The organism is Mesorhizobium sp. M0715, from assembly GCF_040320355.1.
GTDB lineage: Bacteria > Pseudomonadota > Alphaproteobacteria > Rhizobiales > Rhizobiaceae > Mesorhizobium.
This window is the reverse complement of record NZ_JAMYPL010000016.1, coordinates 1-11823: the sequence shown is the minus strand read 5'-3', so window position 1 is coordinate 11823 and position 11823 is coordinate 1. Positions and strand designations below refer to the sequence as shown.

General features: G+C 63.2%; 11 protein-coding genes. 10 read left to right on the top strand and 1 reads right to left on the bottom strand.

Translation table 11 applies throughout. The annotated features are described in order from the left end of the window. Window positions 1–71: 71 nt before the first annotated feature. The 8 genes from ilvN to NKI21_RS19095 all read left to right on the top strand — a co-directional run bounded on the left by ilvN (window position 72) and on the right by NKI21_RS19095 (window position 8994). Window positions 72–644, top strand: a complete 573-nt coding sequence (gene ilvN, locus NKI21_RS19130; RefSeq protein ID WP_023757090.1) for an acetolactate synthase small subunit — start codon at window positions 72–74, stop codon at window positions 642–644. Window positions 645–758: 114 nt separating this feature from the next. Further along, entirely contained in the window at window positions 759–1355 is a 597-nt protein-coding gene (locus NKI21_RS19125; RefSeq protein ID WP_127293144.1) for a LysE family translocator, read from the top strand. A gap of 242 nt (window positions 1356–1597) precedes the next feature. Continuing rightward, window positions 1598–2857 carry an efflux RND transporter periplasmic adaptor subunit gene (locus NKI21_RS19120; RefSeq protein ID WP_352442882.1) on the top strand — a complete coding sequence of 420 codons (1260 nt, stop codon included), beginning with the start codon at window positions 1598–1600 and terminating at the stop codon, window positions 2855–2857. After that, the gene (locus NKI21_RS19115; RefSeq protein WP_352442861.1) at window positions 2854–6015 is read left to right on the top strand and encodes an efflux RND transporter permease subunit; all 3162 of its coding nucleotides are present in this window, start codon (window positions 2854–2856) and stop codon (window positions 6013–6015) included. Before NKI21_RS19120 ends, NKI21_RS19115 begins: the two co-directional genes overlap by 4 nt. Before the next feature lie 80 nt (window positions 6016–6095). Then, complete coding sequence (gene nthA, locus NKI21_RS19110) at window positions 6096–6719, top strand: nitrile hydratase subunit alpha (protein WP_352442860.1); 624 nt, start codon at window positions 6096–6098, stop codon at window positions 6717–6719. Continuing rightward, entirely contained in the window at window positions 6716–7375 is a 660-nt protein-coding gene (nthB, locus tag NKI21_RS19105) for a nitrile hydratase subunit beta (RefSeq protein ID WP_352442859.1), read from the top strand. Before nthA ends, nthB begins: the two co-directional genes overlap by 4 nt. Further along, complete coding sequence (locus NKI21_RS19100; RefSeq protein WP_352866773.1) at window positions 7362–7721, top strand: nitrile hydratase accessory protein; 360 nt, start codon at window positions 7362–7364, stop codon at window positions 7719–7721. The genes nthB and NKI21_RS19100 overlap by 14 nt, the downstream gene beginning before the upstream one ends. Window positions 7722–7866: 145 nt before the next feature. Then, a complete protein-coding gene (locus tag NKI21_RS19095) occupies window positions 7867–8994 on the top strand; it encodes an ATP-dependent DNA helicase (RefSeq protein WP_352442881.1) in 1128 nt (375 codons plus the stop codon). Here NKI21_RS19095 and NKI21_RS19090 read toward each other — a convergent pair. Next, on the bottom strand, window positions 8987–9409 hold the full coding sequence (locus NKI21_RS19090) for a SpoIIAA family protein (protein WP_352442857.1): 423 nt from the start codon (window positions 9407–9409) through the stop codon (window positions 8987–8989). The genes NKI21_RS19095 and NKI21_RS19090 overlap by 8 nt on opposite strands. Window positions 9410–9544: 135 nt before the next feature. Here NKI21_RS19090 and NKI21_RS19085 point away from each other — a divergent pair, with 135 nt between their 5' ends. Together NKI21_RS19085 and NKI21_RS19080 are read left to right on the top strand one after the other, a co-directional pair. Further along, entirely contained in the window at window positions 9545–10285 is a 741-nt protein-coding gene (locus NKI21_RS19085) for a pyridoxine 5'-phosphate synthase (protein WP_023813048.1), read from the top strand. Between the two features lie 103 nt (window positions 10286–10388). Further along, the coding region (locus tag NKI21_RS19080) for a potassium transporter Kup (RefSeq protein ID WP_352866769.1) at window positions 10389–11823 on the top strand (1435 nt) is incomplete at its 3' end.

Here is an 11823-nt window from a genome sequence, read left to right as displayed (position 1 = left end):
CAGGGCTGTCGCGAGAAAGCCCCGCGCAAACAGAGAATTAGCTCAAGAGCTTGAAAAACGAGATTCATGTCATGAACGCACAGCTACAACCGACCGGCTCCGCCTATTTCATCGCCAAGGAGACGGAAAAGCCGGAAAACCACACGCTTTCCGTGCTGGTCGACAACGAGCCGGGCGTGCTTGCCAGGGTCATCGGCCTGTTTTCCGGGCGTGGCTACAACATCGAGAGCCTGACCGTCTCCGAGACCGAGCATGAAAAACACCTGTCGCGCATCACCATCGTGACGCGCGGCACGCCGCATGTGCTGGAGCAGATCAAGCACCAGCTCGAGCGCATCGTGCCGGTTCACCGCGTCGTCGACCTGACCGTGCGTTCGCATGAATCCGGCCAGGAGCGGCCGCTGGAGCGCGAACTGGCGCTGGTCAAAGTCGCGGGCACCGGCGAGGCCCGCGTCGAGGCGTTGCGGCTGGCCGATGCGTTCCGCGCCAGCGTCATCGACGCCAACACCGAGCATTTCATCTTCGAGATCACCGGCAAAGGCTCCAAGATCGACCAGTTCATCGCCATCATGAAACCGCTCGGCCTGGTCGAAATCTGCCGCACCGGCGTGGCAGCGTTGAACCGCGGCCCGCAGGCGATGTAGGACTTCGGCGGGGCTGGCGTCGAACGCGTCAGCCAGTTTCCATGGTGAGGCCGTCCGTACCTTTGCGGGGTCGCCGAGAAGAGACAAGATGCTGACTTGTCAGGGAAGATATCCATGTCGCTCGACGCATTCCTTGCCCTGCTTGTCTACGCCTTCGTGACGTCGATCACGCCGGGGCCAAACAATCTCATGCTTCTGGCATCGGGCGTGAATTTCGGCCTCGTCAGAACCGTTCCGCACATGCTGGGCATCAGCATGGGTTTCCTCGTGCTGCTGCTTGCCGTCGGTCTTGGCCTCGGCGCTGTGTTGACGGCGTTTCCGGCGCTGCATACCGCGCTCAAGATCGCCGGCGGCGCCTATCTTTTGTACCTCGCCTGGAAGATCGCCATGTCGCGCACGCTGACCGGCAAGGGCGAGACGAAAGCGCGGCCCATGCGCTTCATCGAGGCAGCCGCATTCCAGTGGGTCAATCCCAAGGCGTGGGTGATGGCGATCACCGCCATGGCCGTCTATGCCAATGCCGAGCACCCGTTCCTGTCGGTGGTGTTGATCGCCGTGGCTTTCACCATCGTCAATTTGCCGAGCGTCTCGGTGTGGGCTGGGTTCGGCACCGCACTGCGCGGTTTCCTGTCGGACCCGGTGCGGCTGAAATGGTTCAACATCGCCATGGGCGTGCTGCTGGCGGCGACGCTTTGGCCGATGCTGAGGTAGGCCCGGGGCGCATCATCTGATCTTTAAGGGACAGGATCCGGAGTCTCGGGCGTACCGCCCAGATCGGGATTGAGCCCGTGTTGCACATCCGTTGTGCAGTGCACATTAAATCTTCGTAATGCCGCCTTTTGGCCCTTTTCCGACAAAGGCGTGTCCTATCTATTCGGCGAAATCGCGGCAACGGGCCGCGTTGGAATAGAACCATCGGACCACGACGTGTCGGGTGGAGAGGGCCTTTGACCATGCGTGGAAAAGTCGTTCTTTCGTTGCTGGCCGTCGCCTGCCTGGGTGCGGCCGGGTGGCTTTATCTCTCGCCTGATGCGCTGGGCAGGGTCCAGCAGGTTATCGGCGCAAAGCAGGTTGCCGCGCCGGACAAACAGGCCACGGCTTCGGACAAGAAGGCCGACAATGCCGGGCGCTCGGCCTCGATCCTCTCGGCCGTCGCCTCGACAGCCGATTTCCCGATCCGGCGCTACGCGATCGGCTTCGTCTCCTCTCCAGCCGTCGTCAACATCAATGCGCGCGTGTCCAGCCAGATCGTCTCCATCGATGTCAAGGACGGGCAGATGGTCAGGGTCGGCGACGTTCTGTTTTCGCTCGATGACCGGGCGCTGAAGGCGCAGCTTGCCAAGGATCAGGCGGCGCTCGCCAAGGATCAGGCGATGCTCGCCAGCTCGCAGTCGGATCTTCAGCGCGCGAAGGATCTGGTCGCCAAGCAGGCCGGCACGCAGCAGACCTACGACCAGGCCGTCGCCGCGCAGAAGGCTGCCGCAGCGACTGTCGATGCCGACAAGGCGACAATCGACGCCGACAATGTCCAGCTTGGCTTCGCCACGATCACGGCGCCGATTTCCGGCAGGCTGGGCGCTGTCAGCGTCGCCGTCGGCGATCTCGTCACCGTCAGCAATGGCAACAGCAGCACGGCCACTCCGCTGGTGACCATCACCCAGATGGACCCGCTGCAGGTCAACTTCAATCTTCCCGAGAGCAATCTGGCCCTGCTGCACAAGGCGCTCGCCAACCCGCAGCAGGGCGCGGTGACGCTGACCAAGGATGGCGACCCGACGCCGATCGGCAAGGGTACGCTCGATTTCGTCGACTCCAGCGTCGACACCGCGTCGGGCACGATTGCCACGCGGGCAAGCATTCCCAATGCCGATCTTTCGCTATGGCCCGGCCAGTATGTGAATGTCGTGCTCGACGCCGGCATCATGCCGCAGATGACATCGGTTCCCACGGTCGCGGTGCAGCCAAGCCAGAAGGGGCCGTTCGTCTATGTGGTCAAGCCGGACAACACGGTCGAGATGCGCCCGGTGCAGGTGGCGCTGACCGAAGGCGACAACAGCGCCATCAGCCAGGGGCTGAAAAGCGGTGAGAAGGTTGTCACCGAAGGTCAGACAAGGCTGAAGGACGGCGCCGCCGTGCATGAAGGCAAGGCCACGGCGAGTGCAGCCGCGCCCAAGGTGGCCGAGGCGACCAACGCCGGCGAGGCGGCCCAATGATCTCCGAATTCTGCATACGCCGACCCGTCGCCACCCTTCTGATGTCGTTCGCCCTCGTGCTGGGCGGGCTGTTCGCCTACAAGTTCCTCCCGGTGGCCGCACTGCCCAGCGCCGAATTCCCGGTGGTCAATGTCTCGGCTTCGCTGCCCGGCGCCTCGCCGGAAACCATGGCGACATCGGTGGCGACGCCGCTGATCAAGCAGTTTGCCACCATCGCCGGCATCGATTCGATCTCGACCACGAACTCGCTTGGCCAGACCTCGATCGCCATCCAGTTCGTGCTCAACCGCGACATCGATGCGGCGGCGGCCGATGTGCAGGCGGCGATCGCGCGCACGCAGAAATCATTGCCGCCGCAGATGACGGCGCCGCCGAGCTATCGCAAGGTCAATCCGGCCGACGCGCCGATCCTTTTGATGTCGCTGGTCAGCGACACGGTTCCGCTGACCGATCTCGATGCTTTCGCGGAAAATGTCATCTCGCCGTCGCTGTCGACCATCGACGGCGTGGCGCAGGTCTCGATCTTCGGCCAACAGAAATACGCGGTGCGCATCCAGATCGACCCGACCGCGCTTGCCGCGCGCGGCATCTCGATCGATCAGCTGCAGGCGGCGGTCGCCTCGGCCAACAGCAACACGCCGCTGGGCGTGCTGCAGAACGACAAGCAGCAGCTCACCATCACCGCCAACACGCAGCTGACCGACGCCGCCGGTTTCTCCAACATCATCATCGCCACCAAGGACGGCCATCCGGTACGGCTGGGCGAGGTGACCCGCGTGGTCGATTCGGTGCAGACCACCACCACCGCAAGTTGGTACGATGGCACCCGCGCGATAATCATGGCGGTGCAACGCCAGCCCGACGCCAACACTGTCGACGTCGTCGACAAGGTCAAGGCGATGCTGCCGTCCTTCAAGGACCAGATGCCGGCCGCCGCCGACATCAAGCTGCTTAACGACCGCTCCAGTTCGATCCGGCAGGCGGTCAGCGACGTGCAGTTCACGCTGTTGCTCACCATTGCCCTGGTGATCATGGTGATCTTCGTGTTCCTGCGCCGGGTAACGGCGACGATCATTCCGGCCGTGGCTGTGCCGATCTCGCTGATTGCCACGCTCGGCGCGATGTTCCTGTTCGGCTTTTCCATCGACAACATATCGCTGATGGGCCTGACGCTGGCGGTCGGCCTCGTCGTCGACGACGCCATCGTGATGCTTGAAAACATCTTCCGCCATATGGAGGAGGACGGGCTGTCGGCCTTCGACGCCTCGCTGAAGGGCGCGCGCGAAATCGGCTTCACCATCATCTCGATCTCGATCTCGCTGGTGGCGGTGTTCATCCCCGTGCTGCTGATGGGTGGCGTCATCGGGCGCATCTTCAACGAGTTCGCCGTCGTGGTGACGGTCGCCATCCTGGCGTCGATGTTCGTGTCGCTGACGCTGACGCCGATGCTGTGCTCGCGGCTGCTGTCGGTGACCAAAGCCGACCGTGACAAGCATGGCCCCGGTCATAAGCAGGACCTCGTCACCCGCGGCTACGACAGGGTCTTGAGCTTCTGCCTGCGCCACACCTTCCTGGTGTTCCTCGTCTTCGTCGGCACCGCGGCAGCGTCGGTGTGGCTGATCCAGACTTCGCCGAAGGGTTTCTTCCCGCAGGAGGACATCGGCCAGATATCGGTGACCACCATCGCACGTCAGGACATCTCTTTCGATGCCATGTCCAGGCTGCAAGGACAGGTCGCCAGTGTCTTCTCGCATTCGCCCTATGTCGACCATGTGGCGTGGTCGGCGGGCAGCGGCAACAATGCGCTCAATCAGGGGCAGCTTTTCGTCCAGCTCAAGGGCAAGGACCAGCGCCCCGATATCGAGAAGGTGCTTTCGGATCTGCGCAAGCAACTGGCCGGCGTGGCGGGCATCGAGACCTACATGCAGCCGGTGCAGAATTTGAGGCTGGGCTCGCGGTCGTCGGCAAGCGCCTACCAGCTCGTGGTTCAGGGCCTTGATACCGGCCTGACCGATATTTGGGCGCAGAAACTGAACGACGCGATGGCTGCCGACCATGCGAACTTCACCGACGTCACCAGCGACCTGCAGAACAATGCGTTGCAGGCGACGCTGGTGGTGGATCGCGACAAGGCCGCCCAGCTCGGTATCGACACCGACACGTTGCGCTCCGCCCTCTATGGCGGGTTCGGCACCGACCAGGTTTCGACAATCTTCGGTTCGGCCGACAGCTACGAAGTTATCACCGAGCTCGATCCCAAGATCGAGTGGTCGCCCGAGCGGATGCTGGCCATCCAGATGAGAACGGCGAGCGGCAGTCTTGTTCCGCTCGGCGCCTTCGCCCGGGTCGATCGCACGGCCGGCGCCCTGACTGTCAACCAGCTCGGCCAGCTTCCAGCCGTGACCATCTCCTACAATCTGCCGCAGGGCGTGGCGCTGGGCGACAGCGTGACGCGCATCAATGCGCTGAAGGAGCAGATCGGCATGCCGACGGTGATCTCGACCACCTTCGCCGGCACGGCCAAGACCTTCCAGGATTCTCTTGCCAACCAGGGTTTTCTGGTCGGCGGCGCAATCCTGACCATCTACATCGTGCTCGGCATACTCTACGAGAGCTTCATCCACCCGCTGACGATCCTCACCGGCCTGCCGTCGGCCGTGCTAGGAGCGGTCGTTGCGCTGCGCTTCGCCGGCATGGATCTGTCTGTCATCGCGGTGATCGGCATCCTGATGCTGATCGGCATCGTCAAGAAGAACGGCATCATGATGGTCGACGTCGCGCTCGAACTGCGACGAGAAGGCATGTCGGCGACCGAGTCGATCCACAAGGCGTGCCTGATGCGGTTCAGGCCGATCATGATGACGACGCTGGCGGCACTGATGGGCACCATCCCGATCGCGCTCGGCACCGGCGCCAGCGCCGAGCTGCGCCAGCCGCTGGGCGTTGCCGTTGTCGGCGGCCTGCTTGCCTCGCAGGCGCTGACGCTGTTCGTGACGCCGGTGATCTATGTCTACATGGAGAATTTCTCGGGCTGGCTGGTCGGGCTTTGGTCAAGTCGCAAGGGCGAGCCGAGCCCGGTCGAAGATGTCGACCAGCTCTCGCTGTTCAAACCAAGGGAAGACATGCTGCCCGAACCGCAGCGGGCGGCGGCCGAATGATGTGACAGGGCCAGCGCCATGTGCCGTTGGCCCAAGCCGTTGCGCTTGCGGCGGCATCGCTGGAAACGTAGTTTGCGGCCATGTCACACGATCATGGCCACGACAACGAACTCGATCCGTTTACCGCCCGCGTCCGCGCGCTGGAAACCATCCTCACCCAAAAGGGGCTGATCGATCCGGCGGCGATCGACGTCATCGTCGATACCTACGAGACGAAAATCGGACCGCGCAACGGCGCCAGGGTGGTGGCGAAGGCCTGGAGCGATCCCGCCTATGCCGAATGGCTGAAACGCGATGCGACGGCGGCGATCGAATCGCTGAGCTACACCGGCCGTCAGGGCGAGCACATGCAGGCGGTGTTCAACACCGAGGAGACGCACAATCTCGTCGTCTGCACGCTGTGCTCCTGCTATCCGTGGTCGGTGCTCGGCCTGCCGCCGGTCTGGTACAAGGCGCCGCCCTATCGTTCGCGTGCCGTCATCGATCCGCGCGGCGTGCTGGAGGAGTTCGGGCTGACGCTGCCGGCGGACAAGAAAATCCGCGTCTGGGATTCCACTGCCGAGCTGCGCTATCTCGTCGTGCCGATGCGGCCCGAAAATACCGAAGGCTGGAGCGAGGAGCGGCTGGCGGAACTGGTCAGCCGTGATGCGATGATCGGGACCGGCTTGGCCCAAAGACCTGAAATAGAGGGGCAGCCGGCATGAACGGGCCGCAGGATCTCGGCGGACAAATGGGGTTCGGTCCCGTCGCGCCCGAACAGGACGAGCCGTATTTTCATGCCGCATGGGAGAGGCGGGCGCTCGGCGTGACGCTGACTGCCGGCGCCATGGGAGCCTGGAACATCGACGAGAGCCGGCATGCGCGGGAATCACTGCATCCGGCCGACTATTATGCCTCCAGCTACTACGAGATCTGGATCAAGGCGCTGGAGGTGCTGCTCAAGCGCCATGGGTTTGTCAGCGAGCGCGATTTGGCTGAGGGCCGAGCGATTGATCCGGCTGCGACACCGAAAAGGGTGCTGAAGGCGGAAAACGTGCCTGCCGTGCTGGCCAAGGGCGGGCCTTGCGACCGGCCGGTGGCACAGCCGGCGCGGTTCAAGGCCGGCGATCCTGTGCGGACCAAGAACTTCAACCCGACCGGCCACACGCGGCTGCCGCGCTACGCACGCGGCAAGCAGGGTAGAATCGAGGCCGTGCGCGATGGCTTCGTGTTCCCCGACAGCAACGCGCATGGACACGGCGAAAATCCGCAATGGGTCTACACCGTGGTTTTCGAAGGGCCGGAAATCTGGGGCGAGGGCGCCGACCCGATGCTTGTTGTGTCGATCGACGCCTGGGAGAGCTATCTTGAGCCGGCGTGATGGCTTCGTTGGCGATTTGCCTCCGGGCGTCGATGCCCCTGTTTTCGCCGAACCATGGCAGGCCGAGGCGTTCGCCATGACGGTGGCGTTGCACGACAAGCGCCTGTTTTCGTGGAGCGAGTGGGCGCAGGCACTGTCGGAAGAAGTGAAGAGACCGGGCGCCGCAGCGGACGGCCATGATTATTACGAACATTGGCTGGCGGCGCTGGAAAGCCTGCTTGCCACCAAAGGGCTGGCCGCGAAGTCGGATGTCGACGCTATGGCTGAAGCCTGGGAGCGCGCCGCGCATGCCACGCCGCACGGCAAGCCGATCCTGCTAGAAAACGATCCCCAGCCGATTCGATAAGGTGTGGGATGAGCTTGTATGTTCCCTTTACGTTCTTGTCTGTGCCTGATAGCCTGACCCGTCGGCGGCATTGAAGCGTCCCGGCGCATCGATGATGGTGGCAACCGATCTTGTCTTTCCCCTGCGAATCCGGTCTGTCGCACTGATGGAATTCTCTCCCCAACAGGACGACGCGCTGCAGGCGGTCGCCCAATGGCTGAAGACCGGCCAGCCGCAGCTGTTCCGGCTGTTCGGCTATGCCGGCACCGGCAAGACGACCTTGGCGCGGTATTTCGCCGAACATGTCGACGGCCAGGTGCAGTTCGCCGCCTTTACCGGCAAGGCGGCGCAGGTGCTGCGCTCCAAGGGTGCAGTCAATGCGCGCACCATCCATTCGCTGATCTATCGGCCGAAGGGCGAGGAATCGGTATCGGACGAGGTCACCGGCAAGACGTCGATGTCGCCGACCTTCTCGCTCAACCGCCAGAGCCCGATTACGCGGGCGAAACTGGTCGTCATCGACGAATGCTCGATGGTCGACGAGCAACTCGGCCGCGACCTGATGAGTTTCGGCACGCCGATCCTGGTGCTGGGCGACCCCGGCCAGCTGCCGCCGATCTCGGGCGGCGGCTTCTTCACCGACCACGAGCCGGATTTTTTGCTGACCGAAATCCACCGGCAGGCGCGCGACAACCCGATCCTGCGGCTGGCGCTCGATGTGCGCGAGGGCCGTGAATTCATGCGTGGCGACTATGGCACGGCGCAGGTGATCGGCAAGGAAGACGTCACCCAGGAGCTGGTGCTGAAGGCGGACCAGGTGCTGGTCGGCACCAACCGCACGCGTCGCCGCTACAATCAGCGGCTGCGCGAGCTCAAGGGCTTCAACGCCGATTATCCGCAAGCCGGCGACAAGCTGGTCTGCCTGCGCAACGATCCGGCCAAGGGCCTGCTCAATGGCTCGCTGTGGAAGGTGATGACCTCGTCGCGCGAGACGGTGAAGCCCGGCATCAACCTTCTGGTGTCGCCGGAAGAGGACGATCCGGATCGTGGCGTCGCCAAGATCAAGCTGCTCAAGGCGGCGTTCGAGGATCCCGATGCCGATATCCCCTGGCAGCAGAAGAAGCGCTTCGACGATTTCGACTATGGCTACGCGCTGACCGTGCACAAGGCGCAGGGCTCGCAGTGGAACGAGATTGTGCTGTTCGATGAAAGCTGGGCCTTCAAGGAAACCCGCCAGCGCTGGCTCTACACCGCCATCACGCGGGCGGCCGAACGGCTGACGATCGTCAGGTAGGGGCTCCGGATGCTGTTGCCCCGATAGGCTGTGCGGCAAGCCATTGCCAGGCGGCAGCCTCGTCCTCCGCCCTGAAATGCCTGATTTCGATGGGCGGTGAGGACGGCAGAAAGCGTTGTGCGTCCGCTATCCAGTCCGGTTCGCCGATGGTTGCGCAACGGCCGACATGTTCCAATGCATGAATGGCACCCTGCTTCAGGGTCTCGTCCGCGATGTCGGCCCAGTCGACGCCATCGTGGTCGACGAGGCGCACCAGCACATCGATGCGCGGGTGCAGGGCATAGGCTGCCTCCAGCAGCCCGAAAAGATTTTCACCGTCGGCCGCGGAAACGTGCCCGACGACATCGATGGCGAAAAGGTCGTCGCGGCTGGTCTCGATACGGCGGATTGCCGGAACCTCATCGAGAAAATTCATCGGTGCGTCCTTTCCCGGGTTCGCTCATCAGGCTTGGAACACGCGAAACCCCCAGTCTGTTCCCACCAAAGGCATTACTGTTCCCGTCAAAGGCATTATAGGTGGGCGCGTTGAATGATTTCCGAGGCCACCCGCATGCCTGCAAAGCTCTCCGTCAACCTCAATGCCATCGCCATGCTGCGCAACCGGCGCGACCTGCCGTGGCCAAGCGTGACCGGCCTCGGCCGCATTGCGCTGGCGGCCGGAGCGCATGGGCTGACGGTGCATCCACGCCCCGACGAGCGGCACACAAGACACTCCGATCTGCCTGAGATTCGGTCGCTGATCGACGACGAGTTTCCGCGCGCGGAATTCAACATCGAGGGCTATCCGACCGAGGATTTCCTGGTGCTTGTGGAAAAGCACCAGCCCGAACAGGTGACTTTGGTGCCGGACGATCCGGCCCAGGCGACATCGGACCATGGCTGGAACTTCGCCACCCGGGCCGCGTTCCTCACACCGATCGTCAAGCGTCTGAAAAAGGGGGGCTTTCGCGTGTCGCTGTTTTCCGATCCGGACCCCGATTGGGTGGCGGCCGCCCGCGATGTCGGCGCCGACCGTATCGAACTCTATACGGGTCCATATGGTAGCTATCACACAGATTCCGCCAAAGCGGCCAAGGAGCTGGAAAGACTGGGAAAAACCGCCGACGCCGCGCTTGCTGCCGGGCTTCAGGTCAATGCCGGGCACGATCTGGTGGTCAGCAATCTGCCCGCACTTGCCAAGCGCATTCCGGCATTGGCCGAAGTGTCGATCGGACATGGGTTGACAGCCGACGCGTTGGAGTATGGCATGGCCGGCACGGTGGGTCGGTTCCTCAAGGCCTGCGGATGGTAGCGATGGCAGCCTCGCGTGGCAGGCATGGCAGCCATTACGCGACGGCACTTGATATTGCATTGCAGCAAGCGTAGAGCACCGCGCGCTTATCGGAGTGTCGTCCATGGCCCTTACCAATACTGGTAGTGAGGCAGAACCCGTCGAACAATCGAGCCATTCGGAAGTCGAGCAGCACAGCACCAAGGTTCTGATGCTGGGCGCGCTCGGTGTCGTCTATGGGGATATCGGCACCAGCCCGATCTACGCCTTTCGCGAGGCGCTGGTGGCGTCGTCGGGCGGACAAGTCGCCCAGCGCGGCGATATTCTGGGCGTTTTGTCGCTGATCATCTGGTCGCTGACGATCATCGTCACCATCAAATACATCATGTTCGTGCTGCGGGCGAACAACCGCGGCGAGGGCGGCGTGCTGTCGCTGATGGCGCTGGCGCGCGGCAGTTTCCCCAAGCGCTCGGCGCTGATGCTCGGCATCGGCATTGTCGGGGCATCGCTTTTCTTCGGTGATGCCGTCATCACGCCGGCGATATCGGTGCTGTCGGCGGTTGAGGGCATGAATGTCGTCACGCCGACCTTCCAGCCCTATGTCGTGCCGCTGACATTGGTCATCCTTGCCATGGTGTTTGCGGTGCAACGTTTCGGCACGGGGGGTGTGGGGCTGGTCTTCGGTCCCGTGACGGCGGTGTGGTTCCTGGCGATCGGCCTTTCCGGCCTCAACCACATCATCGCCGATCCGGAAATCCTGTGGGCGATCAGCCCGCACTACATCGTCGCGTTTCTGATCAATTCGCCCGACGTCGCTTTCGTGACCATCGGCGCCATCTTCCTCGCCGTCACCGGTGCGGAAGCACTCTATGCCGATCTCGGGCATTTCGGCCGCAAGCCGATCGTGCTCGCCTGGCTGTGGGTCGTGTTCCCGTGCCTGCTGCTGAACTATGCCGGGCAGGGTGCCTTCGTGCTGGCCAAGAACGGCGTCGTCGGCCATCCTTTCTTTGAGATGAACGAAGGCTGGACGCTGATCCCGATGGTCGTGCTGGCGACCGCCGCGACGGTCATCGCCAGCCAGGCGGTGATCTCGGGCGCCTTCTCGCTGACCAGGCAGGCGGTGCAGCTCAACATGCTGCCGCGCCTTGAAATCCTGCACACCTCGGAGAAACAGTCCGGCCAGATCTACATGCCGCGCGTCAACCTGCTGCTGGCGCTGGTGGTGATGATGCTGGTCGTCGGCTTCGGCGAATCCAGCAGGCTGGCGTCGGCATACGGCATCTCGGTGACCGGCAACATGCTGGTGACCACAGTGCTCTTGTTTGTGGTCATGACGCGGATTTGGAAATGGCGGCTGTGGGTGGCGGTCGCCATGACGGCGCTGTTCGGCTTCATCGACGTCGGCTTTTTTGCCTCCAACATCGTCAAAGTGTTCGAGGGCGGCTGGGCCTCGCTGGCCGTGGCCTTCACCATCGTGCTGGCCATGTGGACCTGGGTGCGCGGCAGCCGCTATCTGTTCGACAAGACCCGCCGCAACGAAATCCCGCTCGATTTCCTCG

Coding starts and splice junctions, on each gene's coding strand:
- ilvN (WP_023757090.1), top strand. CDS start 72: ATGAACGCACAGCTACAACCGACCGGCTCCGCCTATTTCATCGCCAAG.
- NKI21_RS19125 (WP_127293144.1), top strand. CDS start 759: ATGTCGCTCGACGCATTCCTTGCCCTGCTTGTCTACGCCTTCGTGACG.
- NKI21_RS19120 (WP_352442882.1), top strand. CDS start 1,598: ATGCGTGGAAAAGTCGTTCTTTCGTTGCTGGCCGTCGCCTGCCTGGGT.
- NKI21_RS19115 (WP_352442861.1), top strand. CDS start 2,854: ATGATCTCCGAATTCTGCATACGCCGACCCGTCGCCACCCTTCTGATG.
- nthA (WP_352442860.1), top strand. CDS start 6,096: ATGTCACACGATCATGGCCACGACAACGAACTCGATCCGTTTACCGCC.
- nthB (WP_352442859.1), top strand. CDS start 6,716: ATGAACGGGCCGCAGGATCTCGGCGGACAAATGGGGTTCGGTCCCGTC.
- NKI21_RS19095 (WP_352442881.1), top strand. CDS start 7,867: ATGGAATTCTCTCCCCAACAGGACGACGCGCTGCAGGCGGTCGCCCAA.
- NKI21_RS19090 (WP_352442857.1), bottom strand. CDS start 9,409: ATGAATTTTCTCGATGAGGTTCCGGCAATCCGCCGTATCGAGACCAGC.
- NKI21_RS19085 (WP_023813048.1), top strand. CDS start 9,545: ATGCCTGCAAAGCTCTCCGTCAACCTCAATGCCATCGCCATGCTGCGC.